Source organism: Caldivirga maquilingensis IC-167, assembly GCF_000018305.1.
GTDB lineage: Archaea > Thermoproteota > Thermoprotei > Thermoproteales > Thermocladiaceae > Caldivirga > Caldivirga maquilingensis.
In genome coordinates, this window is the sequence record NC_009954.1 from 1,927,708 (window position 1) to 1,944,647 (window position 16,940).

General features: G+C 43.8%; 21 protein-coding genes. 11 read left to right on the forward strand and 10 right to left on the reverse strand.

Translation table 11 applies throughout. The features are described from left to right. Positions 1–32 precede the first annotated feature (32 nt). Positions 33–173, forward strand: coding sequence for a hypothetical protein (locus tag CMAQ_RS10885; RefSeq protein WP_232203765.1), 141 nt, complete (start codon positions 33–35; stop codon positions 171–173). A 94-nt stretch (positions 174–267) separates the two neighbouring features. Then, positions 268–1,512 carry a 3-phosphoshikimate 1-carboxyvinyltransferase gene (aroA, locus tag CMAQ_RS09530; RefSeq protein ID WP_012186886.1) on the forward strand — a complete coding sequence of 415 codons (1,245 nt, stop codon included), beginning with the start codon at positions 268–270 and terminating at the stop codon, positions 1,510–1,512. Between the two features lie 108 nt (positions 1,513–1,620). Here aroA and CMAQ_RS09535 read toward each other — a convergent pair whose 3' ends face one another. Then, positions 1,621–2,049, reverse strand: a complete 429-nt coding sequence (locus CMAQ_RS09535) for a universal stress protein (RefSeq protein ID WP_012186887.1) — start codon at positions 2,047–2,049, stop codon at positions 1,621–1,623. Positions 2,050–2,158: 109 nt separating this feature from the next. Between CMAQ_RS09535 and CMAQ_RS09540 the strand changes: the two genes are divergently transcribed. Further along, a complete protein-coding gene (locus CMAQ_RS09540) occupies positions 2,159–2,605 on the forward strand; it encodes an RNA-binding domain-containing protein (protein WP_198002079.1) in 447 nt (148 codons plus the stop codon). Here CMAQ_RS09540 and CMAQ_RS09545 read toward each other — a convergent pair. Beyond that, positions 2,602–4,248, reverse strand: coding sequence for a B12-binding domain-containing radical SAM protein (locus CMAQ_RS09545; RefSeq protein WP_012186889.1), 1,647 nt, complete (start codon positions 4,246–4,248; stop codon positions 2,602–2,604). The genes CMAQ_RS09540 and CMAQ_RS09545 overlap by 4 nt on opposite strands. A 148-nt stretch (positions 4,249–4,396) precedes the next feature. Here CMAQ_RS09545 and CMAQ_RS09550 point away from each other — a divergent pair, with 148 nt between their 5' ends. Continuing rightward, positions 4,397–4,639, forward strand: coding sequence for a hypothetical protein (locus CMAQ_RS09550; protein ID WP_012186890.1), 243 nt, complete (start codon positions 4,397–4,399; stop codon positions 4,637–4,639). Between the two features lie 39 nt (positions 4,640–4,678). Here the strand turns inward: CMAQ_RS09550 and CMAQ_RS09555 are convergent, their stop codons facing one another. The 3 genes from CMAQ_RS09555 to CMAQ_RS09565 are packed head-to-tail and all read right to left on the reverse strand — an operon-like array spanning position 4,679 to position 6,365. Beyond that, positions 4,679–4,966: a DNA-directed RNA polymerase subunit H gene (locus CMAQ_RS09555; RefSeq protein WP_012186891.1), complete on the reverse strand. Its 288-nt coding sequence runs from the start codon at positions 4,964–4,966 to the stop codon at positions 4,679–4,681. A gap of 2 nt (positions 4,967–4,968) precedes the next feature. Then, entirely contained in the window at positions 4,969–5,499 is a 531-nt protein-coding gene (hsp20, locus tag CMAQ_RS09560) for an archaeal heat shock protein Hsp20 (RefSeq protein ID WP_012186892.1), read from the reverse strand. Positions 5,500–5,558: 59 nt separating this feature from the next. Then, complete coding sequence (locus tag CMAQ_RS09565) at positions 5,559–6,365, reverse strand: shikimate kinase (protein ID WP_012186893.1); 807 nt, start codon at positions 6,363–6,365, stop codon at positions 5,559–5,561. Positions 6,366–6,417: 52 nt separating this feature from the next. Here CMAQ_RS09565 and CMAQ_RS09570 point away from each other — a divergent pair, with 52 nt between their 5' ends. Beyond that, the gene (locus CMAQ_RS09570) at positions 6,418–7,428 is read left to right on the forward strand and encodes a pelota family protein (RefSeq protein ID WP_048062808.1); all 1,011 of its coding nucleotides are present in this window, start codon (positions 6,418–6,420) and stop codon (positions 7,426–7,428) included. A 51-nt stretch (positions 7,429–7,479) separates the two neighbouring features. Then, on the forward strand, positions 7,480–7,776 hold the full coding sequence (locus CMAQ_RS09575; RefSeq protein ID WP_012186895.1) for a hypothetical protein: 297 nt from the start codon (positions 7,480–7,482) through the stop codon (positions 7,774–7,776). A 41-nt stretch (positions 7,777–7,817) separates the two neighbouring features. Here CMAQ_RS09575 and porB read toward each other — a convergent pair whose 3' ends face one another. Genes porB through CMAQ_RS09595 form a run of 4 tightly spaced genes read right to left on the reverse strand, consistent with a single transcriptional unit; the run spans position 7,818 to position 10,886 of the window. Continuing rightward, positions 7,818–8,777 (reverse strand): pyruvate synthase subunit PorB, encoded by a 960-nt coding sequence (porB, locus tag CMAQ_RS09580; RefSeq protein WP_012186896.1) that lies wholly within the window; start codon positions 8,775–8,777, stop codon positions 7,818–7,820. Between the two features lie 5 nt (positions 8,778–8,782). Then, positions 8,783–10,006, reverse strand: a complete 1,224-nt coding sequence (locus CMAQ_RS09585; RefSeq protein ID WP_012186897.1) for a pyruvate flavodoxin/ferredoxin oxidoreductase — start codon at positions 10,004–10,006, stop codon at positions 8,783–8,785. Further along, positions 10,003–10,326 (reverse strand): 4Fe-4S binding protein, encoded by a 324-nt coding sequence (locus CMAQ_RS09590; RefSeq protein WP_012186898.1) that lies wholly within the window; start codon positions 10,324–10,326, stop codon positions 10,003–10,005. Before CMAQ_RS09590 ends, CMAQ_RS09585 begins: the two co-directional genes overlap by 4 nt. Beyond that, positions 10,323–10,886 carry a 2-oxoacid:acceptor oxidoreductase family protein gene (locus CMAQ_RS09595; RefSeq protein ID WP_012186899.1) on the reverse strand — a complete coding sequence of 188 codons (564 nt, stop codon included), beginning with the start codon at positions 10,884–10,886 and terminating at the stop codon, positions 10,323–10,325. The genes CMAQ_RS09590 and CMAQ_RS09595 overlap by 4 nt, the downstream gene beginning before the upstream one ends. 335 nt (positions 10,887–11,221) lie before the next feature. Here CMAQ_RS09595 and CMAQ_RS09600 point away from each other — a divergent pair, with 335 nt between their 5' ends. From CMAQ_RS09600 to CMAQ_RS10490, 5 genes are all read left to right on the forward strand, one after another. Further along, complete coding sequence (locus CMAQ_RS09600) at positions 11,222–12,676, forward strand: RtcB family protein (RefSeq protein ID WP_012186900.1); 1,455 nt, start codon at positions 11,222–11,224, stop codon at positions 12,674–12,676. A 65-nt stretch (positions 12,677–12,741) separates the two neighbouring features. Then, on the forward strand, positions 12,742–13,170 hold the full coding sequence (locus tag CMAQ_RS09605; protein WP_012186901.1) for an aconitase X swivel domain-containing protein: 429 nt from the start codon (positions 12,742–12,744) through the stop codon (positions 13,168–13,170). After that, positions 13,115–13,399 (forward strand): hypothetical protein, encoded by a 285-nt coding sequence (locus CMAQ_RS09610; RefSeq protein ID WP_048062809.1) that lies wholly within the window; start codon positions 13,115–13,117, stop codon positions 13,397–13,399. Before CMAQ_RS09605 ends, CMAQ_RS09610 begins: the two co-directional genes overlap by 56 nt. Before the next feature lie 39 nt (positions 13,400–13,438). Next, entirely contained in the window at positions 13,439–14,152 is a 714-nt protein-coding gene (locus CMAQ_RS09615; RefSeq protein ID WP_012186903.1) for a HesA/MoeB/ThiF family protein, read from the forward strand. Positions 14,153–14,218: 66 nt separating this feature from the next. Further along, entirely contained in the window at positions 14,219–15,169 is a 951-nt protein-coding gene (locus CMAQ_RS10490) for a mechanosensitive ion channel family protein (RefSeq protein WP_012186904.1), read from the forward strand. On the opposite strand, the gene CMAQ_RS09625 is transcribed toward CMAQ_RS10490, so the two are convergent. Beyond that, positions 15,166–16,923, reverse strand: coding sequence for a succinate dehydrogenase/fumarate reductase flavoprotein subunit (locus CMAQ_RS09625; RefSeq protein WP_048062810.1), 1,758 nt, complete (start codon positions 16,921–16,923; stop codon positions 15,166–15,168). The two genes, CMAQ_RS10490 and CMAQ_RS09625, sit on opposite strands and share 4 nt — an antisense overlap. Between the last annotated feature and the right edge of the window lie 17 nt (positions 16,924–16,940).

A 16,940-nucleotide genomic window follows, 5' to 3' on the forward strand; every position in this document is an offset into this window, starting at 1 on the left:
AGTGTCAGTATGCATCATGTGGTGCGCATGCTATGGCGCCGAATGGTGAATGCACGTTAAATCAGAGGGATAGGAATGTTAGGGAGTTGACTGATGAGGCTAAGAGAATGGAGAAGGATGTGTCTAAGATTAAGAGTCACTTAAAGAAGCTTGGTCTTGATGATTACCTGTGATTAAGCTTATGTACTAAAATTAAATTAAAGGCTTCATGCAGTATTCAATTCCTATGAAATACATTTAATAATTCAGTGTCTAGCTGCCTATTGAATGATTGTTAGGATTAATAAGTCGGTGGCGTTTGGCTCAGTGAAGGCTCCTAGATCAAAGAGCTGGGCTATTAGGCTAATATTATTATCAGCGATTAGTGATGAGGAGACCACAATCTGCAGTATACCGGATTCTGATGATACTGAAGCCGCCTTAAGGATGATTGAGGTCTTAGGATCAAAGGTGATTAGGCAGGGTAACTGCATTAGGGTAATTCCTAATTTAAGGCAATGCGGCGGCTACGTCAATGTCGGTGGCTCCGGAACGGTGATGAGGCTTGGAGTAGCCTTGGCGTCATCATGTAGAAACCCAGTGATTATTGATGGTGATGAAACCCTTAAGAGGAGGCCGATACGGGAATTACTGGAATCATTAAGGAGCCTGGGGGTTAATGTGAATGGTGATTCATTACCAGTGGCCATTAATGGACCAGTTAAGGGTAATTATGTTGAGATTAGGGGTGATTTAACAAGCCAGTATATTTCAGGGTTAATAATGCTTGGCCTGGTATCAGGTATTACTATACGTGTAATTGGTGACTTAGTGTCTAGGCAGTACGTGGATTTGACTAGGAGGATTATTGAGGAATCAGGGTGTAGTGTGGGGGTAAGTAATGATGTAATTACTGTTAATGAATGCATACCGAGGATTAGTTTAAGTAATGTGCCTGGTGATTACGCATTGTCAGGATTCTACACGGCCTTAGCCTTAGCCACGGGTGGATTAGTGACTGTAACTGGGTTACCGAAACCACTTGGTTACGGTGATGATTCACTAGTGAATATATTTAGCAATGCAGGTGCACGCAGCGTCTTCAGTAACGGTGATTGGAGTGTTGAGGGTGGAGGTGAATTAAGGGGTATTGTGGTTGATTTAAAGGATTCCCCTGACCTAGCCCCAGTGGTAGCATCAATCGCACCCTTTGCCTCGGGTGAAACGGTGATAACTGGGGTGAGGCATCTTGCCTTTAAGGAGAGTAATAGATTGGAGACAATATCAGATTCCTTAAGGGCGTTTGGTGTTAATGTTAACCATGGTGATGACTCCTTGAGGATAAGTGGGTCAATAACCCATGGTGCATTAATCAAGTGTCCAAACGACCACAGGATAGCAATGATGAGTGGTGTAGTTGCCGCAGGTTCTAACGGTGAGTCAATTATTCATAATGCTGAGTGTGTTAATAAAAGTAATAGATTATTCTGGAGGGACTTGGTGAAGCTTGGAGTTAAATTAACCATTAATTAAACATAGGGTCAGTTGCGAGAAGAATCCTCACCCATCAGTACTGCAGACTCATCACTATTACCCAGTTGCGTGAAGATTAATTTAAAGACACCCTCTTTAAGTGAGGGTTCACTTAACTATTAATACGGGTTTACTTGAATGCCTTGCAACCTTCTCTGATACTGAACCCAATAGGAACCTTGCTAATCCCCTTAATCCTCTTGAGCCGACTACTATTAAGTCCACGTTCAATTTATCCGCGTTTTCAAGTATCTTATCGGCGGCATTACCCCTAGCTAATATGATGTCAGCATTAACACCTGCTTCAGATGCCTTAGCCTTCGCCTTATTTAATATTTCATTACCGATTTTAACCATGTCATCAATCACATTAACCATAATCGGCATTGTTGATGCAGCCATAGCCACCTTATCCTCCTCAACCACGTGAATTATGTATAGGTTTGAGTTAAACGCCTTAGCCAACCCTATAGCCACCTCAAGGGCCTTATCCGAGTACTGGGAGCCATCCGTGGCGACCAATATTTTACTAAACATAATTCTGTAGACTACTCTACTCTTTAAAAGGATAGGCTCTATGCAGTTTTAATTAAGTGAAGTCTTAAGTATGTTTATAAACCACCACCCCCTTAATAAGTACTGGCTCATGTGCCTAATAGACAGGATAGATGTGGAGACCCATGCGCATGCCACGGAGGATTACGATAAGGTTATTACTGCTTTAACTAACTTACTTGGGTTAACAGTGATTAAGCTTATTGAGACTAATTCACTTAGAGGTCATTATAATAATCCAATTAAGGTTTTCAAACTTACCTTAAGGTTAAGGAACTGTAGTAATGATAACTTGGTTAAGAGTATTGCAGCAAAGTTATCTGATGATGATAAGAGGATTCTCAGGATTTCACTGGATTCAAGGATTAACGGTAATAAGCTTTACCTACGCTTCGATAAGCAGAGGCTTTATTTAAATACTGTGGCATTAAGTGATAGTGATGATGTTGTTAAGGTTATTATACATGTTAACCCAATTAAATTAAGGGATAGTAATATGTTTAATATATTAAGGGAATTGGGCTTATTAATCGATTAAGAATCCTCATTAATGTTAATTGACATTGGGCGTTTACTTAAGTCCCATGCAGCCGAGGCTAATTTACGAATGAATTCCTCACTGTACTCACCTATTTGCCCGAGCTTAGCCTTATACCTACTTAACACCATGTTGAAGGCGAATAAGCTTATGCGCCTCACAATGAACTTAGCTATTATGTTCTCCATACTACCCACTATTAACTCCACGGACCTTATGGCCTCCTCCATTGATTTAATTAATGCCTTAAGTATGAATTCCCTTCTAAGTGGATCATCAATCATCTTATCCAGTATGGTGAAGTCTCTTCTTCTGAGGGCACCCATTGGTATGAATGGTAGCGGGAATGTAAGTATCCTGTACTTCTTCAGCCTATCAAGGAGCTCAATACTGGCTGCAACATCCTCATCCCTCTCCCCCGGTAAATTAAGTATCATAGTACCCACCACAACCCACCTATTGTCATTAAGTATACCAACTGCCTGCTCCACAATGTCAGGGTACTGCCTTGGCGTGAATGGTTTAGCCTTACCAACCATAAGCATGTTAAGTAACCTCGGTGACCCAGTCTCAATACCCATTTCAATAAAACTCCATTCACCACCCTCATTCATGTACTCCCCCACGAACTTAACCAAGTCAGGTGCCTGAACAACCACTGCAGCTGTTGTGAAGTCGGTGTGCAACCTGTATTCATCCCCATAGCGTTTAATCAACTTATACGCCTTAACCACTAGATCCTTAACCTTATCTGGATTAGGGTCAATGGACTTAGCCCCATATCTAAAGAATTCCTCACTATGAAGTGTAATACTCTTATGACCCCCCTTCTCAATGTTAATAATAATCTCCTTATCAATGTGGCCTTCAAATGGGAATGATGAAATCATTCCATTTAAAGTAGGGGTACAGAATTCACAACCCCTACCGCAACCCCTAGTGACCTCAACTAAGCCACCTATTGATGGTGTGACTATGGTTGGTACATCCTCAATGCTTGATGGCCTACTGTTAACTACCCTACCCCTAATATCCTCACCCTTAAGTATCCTCTCAAATAGCATTGGGCCATAGTTCTCGAAGCTACCCTCATACACTATATCAATACCCAACTTCTGCCAAGCCCCAGTATCCACCAGTTGCCAAGCCGCTGGTCCACCAACCAGAAGCTTAATATGATCCCTATGCGCCTTTATGGCAGGATGCTCAATAACCTCAAGGAACGACCTAGCTATATACGGCATACCTCTGTATGGTAAGTCAGCCAGCTTAAGGATCCAGTACAATATGCCTGAACCGTAGCTAAGGCCTAGGGCATCCATGGTGTAGATGCCGACTATCCTCGTCCTTGGGCCAATAACCTTATGAAGCTTATATGGGCTAGCTATTATTACGTCATCACGGTTAAAGCCGTAGTTCAGTAATGATGCCTCAACCTTAGCTAAACCATACGGTGCCCTCTTAACCCTACCCTCCCTATCACTGCTTACATTAAAGAACCAGTGCGCTATCCTCTTCCTAAAGTAGTCATCAGGTATTGCGCTGGCAAAACCCACTACTGATGAACCATATGTATCACTTGCAGTAGCTATCTCACTCGTTAGAACTATTGGGTAACCATAATTGCTTGACCCAGATTTCATTACCCCGACTATATTGACCTATATATTTAAGCCTTTCCATGATGCTCAAATCCACTTATTACGATTACTGACGAATACATTAACGTTAATCAACTAATGCCATGGAGGGATCAAAAGATTTATAAAATAGGGAGGTATGGCTTAACCCATGTCTGAGGAAGGATGGCAACTACCAGAGGACTGGGAGTACTCTGGTGGCGTACCTGAGAGAATACTGAAGCTTAGAGCTAAGTGCCCATACTGTGGCCATGTGTTTGAACTTGAATTAGCTGAATCATGGTACAACATAGGTATGTCTGTGGCATGCCCGAAGTGTGGTAAGGAATTCTCAGTAAGCCAATACAGTGAGGTGTTAGGTGAAGTTAAGCCTAAGAAGCAGCAGGCTAAATGAGATACTTAACACATTGTGTTTAAGTTAAAAATAGCGTGTTTAACCCGGGACAACGAACCTGTAAACCTCAATTTCACCGGCGGTGGGGGATTTCCTAATTATCCTAATTATATCCCCTGGCTTGGCACCCAGGCTTCTAACCAATGGATCAGTACTCCTAATCCAGGGTAGTTGCCATGGCGCTGCATTAAGTCTCCTAAGTAGCGCCTTTACATTATCCTTAGGCACCACCTCGGCCTTAGGCATTAATTCATGATTAAGTACCTTCTCTAAAACCTCCTCAGCCTTAGTCTTACGCTTCCTCTCTGTTGTACTCTTCCTAGGCATGCCTACTCAACCTTAATCTTAGTACCCCTACTACCCTTATTCTTCTTCGGTAATTCTATTGTTAAGACCCCATTCTTGTATGTTGCCTTAGCCTTACTTGCATCAACCTCAGTGGGTAATTGAAGCTCCTTCCTATAACTCCTATCACTCCCCTTAGCCTCAACGATGAGCGTCCTCCCATCTGGTTCAATGCTGATATTTATGTCATCCTTATCAACACCCGGCATATCCATTATTACCTTAACTGTATCCTCCTCCTCATAAACATCAGTTAATGGTTCAGATTCCTCACTAACCAGTGGCCTGCCCCATGGCCTAACATTACCGAACTCCTTAATCTTAGGCTTACCATCAGGACCCATTGTGATTTCGAAGCCGTAGTAGTAGACGTTACTCTTCCCCTTCTTTGAACCCTGCTTCTCACTTAGGGGTCTTAAAGTATCCTCAATCTCCTTCTCAACCTCCCTTTCAAATTCCTCAACAAACTTCCTCCATTTTCTAAACCATTCATCAAAGTCCTCAAACCAAGACATATTAATCTCAATTGAGTTGGTCTTTAAAAACCTATGCCCTTAATCAGAACTAAGTAGTGTTAATTAATTAACGCTGGAATAGGCTTAGTGAGTATTAAGTAACCCCAATGCTCATTAACGTAATCAACGTAAGGCCCCTCCTCACCGGTTTTAAAAACCGCGTAGATTGATGGACCATTACCACTCACACCAGCAGCCAAGGCCCCCTTACCTAAGGCTTCACCGATTGCGCTTAATTGCTTAATGTAGCCAAGTACCTTAGCCACCATAATACCATTAATTGTCGCAGCCTCCCATAACCTACCCTCCAACACCCAATGCACTAAATCATGGTAAATACTGCTTAAACTCTTTAAGGCATCAACATTAATGGCCTTCTTACCCTCCTTAAACCCAGTCACAACTACCACTACATCATTAGGTGGGTTAATATGCTTAATCACCTTCATAAGCCTATTATCAGTCAACACTACTCCCCCTAGCAGTGATGCTGATGCATCATCAAATGCCCCTGTTATTGATGAACCATGAGCCTTAGTTGCCTCAGCGGCAATTCTAATTACATTAATTTTACTTAACCCAACCTTACTTACCTCTGCTAACGCGTAGGTTACCCCAACCGCCACCGCACTATTACTCTTTAAACCACTAGCCATTGGTACATTACTATTAACCCTAATACAGTACTCCTCCCTAACACCTAATTTCGCTGAGGCGTACTTAACTATGAATGATGTGAATTCATCCATCGAGCACCCACCCCTACTTACATTAACCCTAACAGGTAGGTCAATAGCCATAGTGCCTCCTCTCAATGACGGTATTGCATTAATTATTGAGACACCCCCGTAGGTCGTGTACTCCACTGTGAAGTTTCTGCGGGTTAGTTTAAAAGGTTGCTAAAGGGCGTTAATGTTAATGAAGATTAATGAGGGTAAGAATTACGTTGAGTTAACGGTGGAGAGGGTTGAGGACCTATTCATACTTTACCTCATACTTAAGCCAGGTGACCTAGTTTACTCCTGGACTGTTAGGGAGGTTAGGGGTAGGAGTGGGGAGAGGTTTGGTAGGGAGAAGGTTTACCTAGGTGTTAGGGTTAGGGATCTTGAATTCCATGAGCCCAGGGGTGTTTTGAGAATTAGGGGGATTATTGAGGATTACCCTGAGTGGCTTGAGGGGGCTGGTGGAAGTTACCATAGTCTTGAGGTGGGGATTGGTTCAACGTTAAAGATCATGAGGAGCATCAATAGGGATTACCTTGAGCAGTTAATCAACACTCTCAGCTCCGGTATCAAGGTCCTCATTGTATCAGTATCCATTGAGGAGACAACGGTGGCGTTGGCCACTAGGCTTGGTGTAAGTATTATAGCAACAATCAGTAATAATTATATTCAAGGTAAGGAGAGCGGTGGGTCGTTAATTAACCAGAGGTACATTGATGATGTCTCTAAGGTTGTTAGGCAGTTGACTGAAGTACATAAACCCAATGCCCTAATAATAGCCACCCAGGGAATGCTAATGAGCAGTATCCCTGATATTGAGGTTAAGGGAGTACCCGTTGAGAGAGTCATAGTATCTGAGGGTGGTTTAAGCGGCATCTACGAGGTTGAGAGGAGGGGTTACTTGGATAAGGTTGGCCTTAAGTTAGGTTATGATACTGTTAATAGGATTATGGAGGAGTTAAGCAAGGGCAGTGGCTTAGTGGCCCTGGGTGATGAGATTTATGAGGCTTTAAGTATGGGTGCCGTTGACTCATTAGTCATGCTTGATAAACTCCTAATAGAGAAGGCTGAGGAATCCAGACGCATCATAGATGATTGCATTAGGACTAGGGCTAAATTAATAATAGTACCTGATGGTAGTGAGGCAGGTAAGCTGCTTAATGGGTTAGGGGGGTTGGCTGCATTACTTAGGTTCAGGATTAAGTAGTGTACTGGATAAGTGATTTAAACGCGTAATTAAGGCTAGTGGCGACCCAGTATGGTGAATGTGAGTTATGGTAAGCTTAAGAGAATTGCCACTAAGCACCCGGCCTACAGGATGATTGAGAATGGGGATAACATTGAGGTATTATTCTACCCCCCAACGGAGGAGTCTGCATCCTCAACATCAGAGTTCGAGAGCAGCTACGGTGAAACAGTCATTAGGGTGATAGGGTTAAGGAGGGGTGATGTTGTTGAAATAACTGATGCCTTCGTTGAATCTGGGGGCACTAGGAGGAGGTTAAGCCTAGATGAGTTAAGTTTCTGGGTTAATGAAATTGAATGGCTTGCTTAAATGAGGGGTAATTAATCATTAATAAGTTAAGGGCATTGTTTTTAACCAAAGGCCTTAAGCAGCCTTGTTAAGTAATCCCAGTAACTATCTATTTCAGCCTCCATGGCCTTAATCTCATCCTCCTTCAAATGGGCGAACCTACCCTGCGGCTTAATGTAATTTATGAGAGGCTTCCTCTTCGACTTATCAATATGCGCATTACTGGGTGGATTAAGCCTAAACTTACCGTGATCCCACTCGTAAAGTGGGAACACCCCAGTATCCACGGCTAGCCTAGCTATCTCAACAGTCTTACTCTCATCAATCCTCCAACCTGGTGGGCATGGGGCAAATACGTGCAGGAACGCTGGCCCTTCATCTAATGCGTCAAGAGCCTTCTTAACCTTACTCATGAAGTCAATTGGATACGCTATACTTGCTGTGGCGGCATAGGGTACACGGTGAGCTATTACAATACTCATTATGTCCTTCTTACTCTGAACCTTACCCCTAATCTTACTGCCCACCGGTGACGTAGTAGTCCACGCGAAGCGTGGTGTACCGCCTGAACGCTGTATACCGGTGTTCATGTATGCCTCATTATCGTAAAGCACGTATAATACACCATGCCCCCTCTCCAACATTCCACTTAATGCTTGAATACCAATATCGTAGGTCCCACCATCACCAGCTAGGGCAATTACCTTAGCCTTAGTGTTAGCTATACCCTTCCTATTAAGCGCCTTAATAGCCGCCTCAATCCCTGATGCAACAGCGGCAGCATTCTCAAAGGCCACGTGAATATACGGTACAGCCCAGGCTGTGTATGGGTATTGAGTCGAGGTTACTTCAATGCAACCAGTGGCGTTGGCTATTATTGTGTTTGGTCCAGCTGCCTTAAGCATAAGCCTAACTGCCAGCGATGGGCCGCAGCCGGCGCATGTTAATTGGCCCGGCCCAAAATACTCCTCCTTAGGTACATCCCATATGGTTCTTATACCAACCTTAACTTGCTTAGCCATCCCCATCACCTCAACCCCATGAATAATGACTCCTGCGGTGACTTACCGTTTTTAGCAATATCCTTAAGCCTATAGTATAATTCATAGAAGTCCCTTATGTACATTGTACGCTGTGAGAGACCATGTATTACTGAGAGCATCGGCTTATCGACTCCAGCCATGTGTAGAGATATGTAGACGTCCTTAAAGACCGGTCCCTCTATGGGTGAACCCGGTGCCACAGCCCTATCAATAACGGCTATTGCCTTAGCGTTGGAGAGAACCTTAACCAGGTCGTTTGCTGGGAAGGGCCTGAAGAGCCTAATCCTAAGTACACCAGCCTTAAGCCCCCTATCCCTAGCCTCCTTAGCAGCCTCAAGGGCGTTCCAGGTTGCTGCACCACCGTATGTGACTAGGACGTAGTCAGCGTCATCAATCATAAAGCCCTCCACAGGCTTATATGATCTACCGAACTTCTCATTGAATTCAGAATCCACTTCATCAATTACACCCCTAGATGACTTAAGCGCATTAATAGTCTGGTACTTTATCTCATAATACCAGTCAGGGGTTGCTAAGGCCCCTATTGTTACTGGGTTCTCAGGGTTAAGAATAGGCCTAGTGTTGCGTCTCCTTGGCGTGAACTCACGCACAACCTTAGGGTCATATACATCAACAGGCTCTGTGGTATGGCTCATTAGGAACCCATCGTAGGATACTATAACCGGTAATTGAACCCTGGGATCCTCAGCAACCCTGAAGGCCTCAATAACAGTATCGTAAGCCTCCTGGGCAGTGGACGCTATGTAGATGATCCACCCAGTGTCCCTAATATTCATTAAGTCCTGGTAATCACCATGTATGCTTATTGGGGCTGATAAGGCCCTACCGGGCACCGCCATAACTATGGGTAATCTTAGGCCTGAGGCTATGTGAAGTATCTCATGCATTAACTCAAGACCTTGAGCAGACGTTGCTGTGAAAACCCTGGCGCCGGCTGCTGATGCACCCACTGCTGCTGATAAGGCACTGTGCTCTGACTCAACGGGTATGAATTCAGCGTCAAGTTCCCCATTAGCCACGTATTCGGCTAATTTCTCAATTATAGTTGTTTGAGGTGTTATTGGGTATGCTGCAACAACATCAACGTCAACATCCTTAACTGCCTGAGCAACAGCGTAGTTTGTCGTTAAACCCTTCTTCTCAACAACAATACCCCTCTCCCTCGGCCTCTCAAGTACCTGTGTCATTGCTGAACCACCTCAGGCACCATCTTTATTGCCTTAACTGGGCATTCGTTTGCACATATTCCACAGCCCTTGCAGTAATCGTAATTAACCTCAAACGTGATGCTGTACTTCCTCCCATTCTTAGCCACATAGGGCTTATCAAGCTCAAGTATTGCTGGTTCAGGGCAGTAGAGCCAGCATATGCGGCATCTAGTGCATGCATCCTGGTCTATTACTGGTCTCTGGGTTCTCCATGAACCAGTTTTATTGTTCATGGAGTTCTTTGGTTCAGTTATGTAACCCCCTATGGGTATTTGAGTCCAGGACTTGAGTTCACTCATGGTATCACCCTAGCCAACTTATACGCCTCATCAATTGCCTCAGCGTTTAATTGACCAATCCTCCCCCTGAAAGTGTTTCTAATTAACTCCTTAACCACCTCAATATTAATCATCCCTATCACCCTCAATAATGCGCCGAGCATTGGTGTGTTTACTATGGCCTTACCAAGGTACTTCATGGATATGCCGTATGCATCCACGTAAACCACCTTACCGTTAAATTGGCTAAGCATCTGTTTAGCGTAATCCTCACTGGAATTTATCACTATTGTACCATTTGGTTTAGTTATCTTAGTTATGTTAAATACATCAATAAGCCTCGTATCGAAAACCACTGATACATCAGGCTTCTCTATGGGTTCCCTAATACCAAGGTACTGGTTAGCAACCCTCACGTAAGCCCTAACTGGGGCACCCCTACGTTCAGCCCCATACTCAGGGAACGCTGATGCAAATAAGCCACTGTGTATTGCAGCCTCAGCTAAAACCTGCGCCGCAGTGACTGCACCTTGTCCTCCTCTACCGTAGAACGTTATGTCTATGCGGCTTAAACCCTCCATAGGGTTACCTTTTCAAGAATGCCTTATTAATCTTTCCTAGGTTAAAAAACATGAGGGAGTTTCATTGACTATACCTCTATGAATTATCATATTGCTTTAAATGAATTCAGTCACAGATTCACTAATGTTTTAACAATAATAACTTAGCATTAGTTATAATATAGGTTCATGTTATCACATTATCTATAATTATAAACTAGGTATAAGGCACAAAATCATAGCGGTTTAAGCGGAGTCAATTTAAGTACTCATGCAGATAAGCCAATAGTGCTTAAGTTAAGCTCAGGGGTAAAAAGATTTAAAACCACTGAACTATGGATTATTGAATTGATAATATGGTTCCACCTTTAAGAAAAATAGATAGGCTCATTTGGGAAATACCTAAGACGTATAAACCATGCATGAAGGTTCCAGCTAGGATATTTGCTGATGAGTCATTAATAGAGAAAATGAAGACTGATTCAACACTTGAGCAGGCAGCTAACGTGGCTTGCTTACCTGGGGTATATAAGTATAGTATAGCATTACCCGACGCGCACCAGGGCTACGGCTTCCCAGTGGGTGGTGTGGCTGCTGTGGATTCGAATCAAGGTACAATAAGCCCAGGGGGAATAGGTTATGATATTAATTGCGGTGTTAGGGTGCTTAGGACTGATTTAACTGAGAATGAGGTGAGGCCTAGGTTGAGGGAACTTGTGAACACAATCTTTGAACTGGCACCGGCTGGTGTTGGTGAGACCGGTAAACTGCACTTACCTGTATCTGAGCTTAATAAGGTGCTTGATGAGGGTGTGGACTGGGCTATTAGGAATGGTTACGGTTGGACTGATGATAAGGAGTACATTGAGCAGAACGGTAGTTGGGACTTCGCGGATTCAAGTAAGGTTAGCCAGAGGGCTAAGGAGAGGGGGAAGGACGAGATTGGAACCATTGGGTCAGGTAACCACTTCATTGAGATTCAGGTGGTTGATAAGATATTTAACCCTGATGTGGCCAAGGTCTTCGGCATAGAGAAGGAGGGGCAGGTACTAGTCATGATTCACTCAGGTTCAAGGGGATTAGGACACCAGGTGGCTACGGATTACATTAAGGTTGCTGAAAGCAAAATGAGACAATGGGGCCTCTACCTACCTGATAGGGAATTAGCAGCCTTACCGTTAACGGCAAGGGAGGCGCAGGACTACTTACACGCAATGGCTGCCGCAGCCAACTACGCATGGACTAATAGACATTTATTAATGCATTGGGTTAGGGAGTCCTTTAAGAGGGTTTTCGGAAGGGACCCTGATAAATTAGGCATGAGGATAATCTATGATGTTGCTCATAATATAGCTAAGTTTGAGGAGCATGTAGTGGATGATGAGGGTCATAGGGCTAAGGTTTGGGTGCATAGGAAGGGGGCTACTAGAGCCTTCCCAGCGGGTAGGGAGGAGATACCTAAGGTGTATAGGGGGATCGGGCAACCAGTCCTAATACCTGGAAGCATGGGTACGGGCTCATATATTCTCGTCGGCTTTGAGAAATCAATGCAGTTAACCTTCGGTACAGCCCCACATGGGGCTGGTAGACAGATGAGCAGATCAGCGGCCGTTAGAAGTCTACCACCAAGTAAGGTTAAGGCGGCTTTGGAGTCAAGGGGAATTATTATTAGGAGCGCTGAATCAGAGATAATAAGTGAGGAGGCCCCCGAGGCCTATAAGAATGTCGATGTTGTGGCTGAGGTTTCTGATGCATTAGGCTTAGCTAAGAAGGTTGTTAGAATGAGGCCAATAGGGGTTGTTAAGGGTTGAAATTTAATCATAGGCACCAGTATCTTGATCGGGACTAAAATAAACCTTATTAATACGCTATATTAATGAGGCAGGTGCGTGCGCTTAAGGGTAATACCGTCCACGGTAATGGTGTTGTATCAGGGGAGTTAATTGCCATTAATACACCAATATCATTCCTAGGTGATGTTGATGGTGCCAGGGGTATTGTTAAGGTTAAGGGGATGGAAATCAATATAGCTGGTAAGATCCTTGCATTACCATACTCCACCGGTTCAACGGTGGGTCCATACGTAATGTATAAGTTAGCTAAGTACGGTAAGGCGCCATTAGCCATACTCACCATTAAGCCTGACACATTAGTACTGGTTGGGTCAATTATGGCTAACATACCCTTAGTAATTAATATTCCTGAGGAAATACTTAACTACAGTGGATGCGTAATTGAGGTGAACCTAAATGAGTCAACAGTACTCATCCCAGATGAGTGCAAGGTTAGCAATGCTACTGCTTAGGGAATTAGCCTACAGGGGTGGTAAAGCCAGGTTAAAGTACCTGAAGGTTTATAGGACAATACTTGAGTGGGGTGGGGGGGATTACGCAGCGTATATACTTAATAGGCTTAAGGATGGTTCATTAATTAAAATTGACGGCAACTACATAATACTCACTGCAACTATCCAACCCAGTAGCCCCACTAGGCTTGAGAGAGAGGCTAGGGAAATGCTGATTAGGGGGATATGAGAGATACGTTTATTTCACTGCGTTAATTCGCTTTTATTAATGATTAGTAGTGATAGGTATATTAGGCAGTTACCCTTACTGGGCATTGAGGGTCAAAGGAGACTCAGTAATAGTAGTGCATTAGTGGTGGGGTTAGGTGGATTAGGTTCATTAGCATCAATGTACCTGGCTGGTGCAGGGGTTGGTAGGCTTATTCTCGTTGATTTCGACACAGTCAGTATAAGTGACCTACATAGGCAACTCCTATACACTACTAGGGATATTGGTAAGAGCAAGGTTGAGGTGGCTGAGAGGAGGCTGAGGGAAATTAACCCAGAGGTTAAAATTGAGGCTCATCAAACGGTGTTAACGAAGAATGAGGAGGCTGAGGAATTAGTAGCCTCAGTGGACGTTATAGTATTGGCTGTTGATAATATGAAGACTAGGGTTGATGTTGATGAATTAGCCGCTAAGTACAGTAAACCAATAGTTAATGGTGGTGTTGATGGGTGGTTTGGATTAGTAACCACGGTGGTGCCCGGTAAGACACCGCGGCTAGCTGAAATACTGAACATAAGAGGCCTAAACCCAGTATCATGTGTAGAAGGCTTATGTAACGCAGTAATAGGCCCAACAGTAGGTGTAGTTGCATCCTGGCAGGCATTGGATGCGTTAAGAATACTTGCTGGATTAGAGCCAACGCTGGCCGGTAAGCTACTTGTAATAGATTCAAGTAAGGGAATGATTGAAATCATACCCATCTCCAGTCCTTAGGGGTTCAGATTCAAATAGTGTTCTAAATAATAAGGTAAATAAATCCCTCGATTGATAAAGGAATTAATGAAAGCTAGTGGTAATCAAGTGAGGCAGGGGCCGCCTTTATCATCAGTGTTAAGTAAAATAGTTAAGAGCTGGATTCCAATAATAATAGCAGGCATTGTGGTTTACATAATCTATCACTTAACCATCTACACGTTTAATGTTTCCCCGCGGTTAGCCTACTTAAGGAATTATGAGTACTTGATTAGGCTTTCACTGGTGTTAATAATAGGTTCAGTGTTAATACTCACGACCGGTAGGGAGATAACTAAGGCTCTTTACCCGTATGATCCACATACAGCCACTGTCCTTAAGTTCACGCTTCAATTCCTAATAGCGCTAGCCGTTATAGTATTCGTAACCGCAAGCATAGTTCAATATAGCCCAGCCGCCGCAGCCCTAAGCGGTACAGTAATAGGCCTAGTGCTTGGTCTAGCCTTCCAACAAACCCTTAACGACATAATATCAGGCTTCGTACTGCTTGTATCTAAACCCTTTAAACCAGGGGAGAGGATAACTTTCTTAACTTGGCGTTACGGATTACTTAGAGCCATGTACCCCACAGAGGGTACTCCAAATGGTTTTACCGGAACCATAATTGACATGGGGTTAATGTACACGACTATTGTACTTGATAACGGTGAAGTGGCTAAGGTACCTAATTCTGTTCTTAAGGACTCAATGATAATTAGTAAAAGTGATGCCAAGTACCATGCAGTTAGGGTTAGGCTTGATTTACCTGTTAAAATATCTGTAAGTGAATTCGAGAACGCCTTGAGGGAATTACTGATTGATGATGGTGTTAAGGACGTTAAGGTGTTGGCTGAGGAGACTTGGCAGCAGCTTGAAACATATCAAGTAGCCGTAGTGGCTTATGGTGATTCCAGGATGAGTATGGAGGAGTTGAAGAGCCTAGTGTTAAAGAGGGCTATTGAGGTTAGGAGTAAATTAAGCCAACAACGATCAAACTAATACTTCCTCTCCTCAGGTTTCCAACGAGTTATCTTAACCGGTGAGTAACTTATTCTAGGCTTATCTCCTGCCGTGTAGAAGAGTAGAGTGTGCTTAAGCCAATTGGCATCATCCCTCTTGGGGTAATCTAACCTATAGTGTGCACCCCTTGACTCAGTCCTATTTAATGCAGCTATCGTTATTAACTCGGCTTGCTCAAGTAGGAAGTCTAATTCCAGGATGTCTTTAAGGTTCTGGTTATATATCCTGCCGTCATCCTCAAGCCTAACCTTAGTAAACCTCTCCCTAAGCCTCTTAATGCTTGTGTAAGCCTCCTCAAGGGTGCTTTTATCTCTAAACACGTAAACGTTATTATCCATTGTTGAATTCATCTCAGCCTTAATTTCATATGGATTCTCACCCCCAACCTCCTTATGAATTAACTTATCGAATATCCTACTCTCCTCCCTAGATGCCAGGTCCTTGATTGATCCATCGAACTCCGGTTCAGATGCATTAAGGGCATACTGTGCTGCTAATGCTCCAGTTATCCTACCCCAGACTAAGCATTCTGATAGTGAGTTACTGCCTAGCCTATTAGCACCATGAACACTTATAGATGCTGCCTCACCTGCTGTCCAAAGGTTAGGTACCCTTGTTGTTGTTTCATCAAGCATTACTTGCCCATTAATATCAGCGTGTATTCCACCCATCATGTAGTGCATTGCTGGTCTAACTGGAATAGGTTCATTTACTGGATCGATTCCAAGAGTCTTCATGGCTATTTCCCTAATCATAGGTAACCTACTTTCAATTCTCTCCTCACCCAAGTGCCTTAAATCAAGCAACACGTAGCATAGGCCTGTTTCCTCATCAATGAAACCCCTACCCTCCATGCACTCCGTCACTATGGCCCTACTAACTATGTCCCTTGGAGCCAACTCCATCCTACTTGGTGCATACCTCTTCATAAACCTCTCCCCCTCCTTATTAATCAAGTAACCACCCTCACCCCTAGCCCCCTCAGTTATCAGTATACCGTTCGGGACTAGGGCAGTTGGGTGGAATTGAGGGAATTCAAAGTCCTTAAGCGGTATCCCAGCCCTATAGGCTAGTGAATACCCATCCCCCGTGGATGAGTGAGCCATTGTGGTGAAGCCGTACACCCTACCATTACCACCCGTGGCTATTATACCTACCTTAGCGAGGAACACCTTAAATTCCCCAGTCTTAAGGTCAATTACCGTGAACCCCTTGAAGACCCCATTCTGCATAATCATTGATGTGGCAAAGTGCTCATGAAACATCTCAACGTTCTTAAACCTAAGCGTATTATCATATAGAGTACTTAATAGGAAGAAACCACTCTTATCCTGGGCGAAGGTTGTCCTCGGTATAGTCATTCCACCGAAGGGTCTTTGAAGAATCCTACCCTGAGCATCCCTAGACCATGGGACGCCTAAATGATCCATGAAGATTATTTCCTTAGGAGCCTCCCTAACTAAAACCTCAACCGCATCTTGATCAGCCAGGAAGTCACTGCCCTTAACGGTATCGTAGGCATGTAGGTCTATATTATCCCCATTATCCTTAGGATACAGGACCGCACTCGCACCACCCTCCGCGGAGACTGAGTGGCTTCTCATGGCTTGAACCTTAGATATGACGGCTATCCTAAGCTTACCATTACTAACCCTAGCGGCCTCGAAGGCTGCCCTTAAGCCAGCTAACCCAGAGCCAAGAATCACTATGTCGTACTTCAATACTTCAACCATGCATTCAGTAATTAGCT

Coding starts and splice junctions, on each gene's coding strand:
- CMAQ_RS09615 (WP_012186903.1), top strand. CDS start 13,439: ATGATTAGTAGTGATAGGTATATTAGGCAGTTACCCTTACTGGGCATT.
- CMAQ_RS09610 (WP_048062809.1), top strand. CDS start 13,115: ATGAGTCAACAGTACTCATCCCAGATGAGTGCAAGGTTAGCAATGCTA.
- CMAQ_RS09535 (WP_012186887.1), bottom strand. CDS start 2,049: ATGTTTAGTAAAATATTGGTCGCCACGGATGGCTCCCAGTACTCGGAT.
- CMAQ_RS09585 (WP_012186897.1), bottom strand. CDS start 10,006: ATGACACAGGTACTTGAGAGGCCGAGGGAGAGGGGTATTGTTGTTGAG.
- CMAQ_RS09570 (WP_048062808.1), top strand. CDS start 6,418: ATGAAGATTAATGAGGGTAAGAATTACGTTGAGTTAACGGTGGAGAGG.
- aroA (WP_012186886.1), top strand. CDS start 268: ATGATTGTTAGGATTAATAAGTCGGTGGCGTTTGGCTCAGTGAAGGCT.
- CMAQ_RS09605 (WP_012186901.1), top strand. CDS start 12,742: ATGAGGCAGGTGCGTGCGCTTAAGGGTAATACCGTCCACGGTAATGGT.
- CMAQ_RS09595 (WP_012186899.1), bottom strand. CDS start 10,886: ATGGAGGGTTTAAGCCGCATAGACATAACGTTCTACGGTAGAGGAGGA.
- CMAQ_RS09600 (WP_012186900.1), top strand. CDS start 11,222: ATGGTTCCACCTTTAAGAAAAATAGATAGGCTCATTTGGGAAATACCT.
- CMAQ_RS09540 (WP_198002079.1), top strand. CDS start 2,159: ATGTGCCTAATAGACAGGATAGATGTGGAGACCCATGCGCATGCCACG.
- CMAQ_RS09550 (WP_012186890.1), top strand. CDS start 4,397: ATGTCTGAGGAAGGATGGCAACTACCAGAGGACTGGGAGTACTCTGGT.
- hsp20 (WP_012186892.1), bottom strand. CDS start 5,499: ATGTCTTGGTTTGAGGACTTTGATGAATGGTTTAGAAAATGGAGGAAG.
- CMAQ_RS10885 (WP_232203765.1), top strand. CDS start 33: ATGGCGCCGAATGGTGAATGCACGTTAAATCAGAGGGATAGGAATGTT.
- CMAQ_RS09545 (WP_012186889.1), bottom strand. CDS start 4,248: ATGAAATCTGGGTCAAGCAATTATGGTTACCCAATAGTTCTAACGAGT.
- CMAQ_RS10490 (WP_012186904.1), top strand. CDS start 14,219: ATGAAAGCTAGTGGTAATCAAGTGAGGCAGGGGCCGCCTTTATCATCA.
- CMAQ_RS09590 (WP_012186898.1), bottom strand. CDS start 10,326: ATGAGTGAACTCAAGTCCTGGACTCAAATACCCATAGGGGGTTACATA.
- CMAQ_RS09575 (WP_012186895.1), top strand. CDS start 7,480: ATGGTGAATGTGAGTTATGGTAAGCTTAAGAGAATTGCCACTAAGCAC.
- porB (WP_012186896.1), bottom strand. CDS start 8,777: ATGGCTAAGCAAGTTAAGGTTGGTATAAGAACCATATGGGATGTACCT.
- CMAQ_RS09625 (WP_048062810.1), bottom strand. CDS start 16,923: ATGGTTGAAGTATTGAAGTACGACATAGTGATTCTTGGCTCTGGGTTA.
- CMAQ_RS09555 (WP_012186891.1), bottom strand. CDS start 4,966: ATGCCTAGGAAGAGTACAACAGAGAGGAAGCGTAAGACTAAGGCTGAG.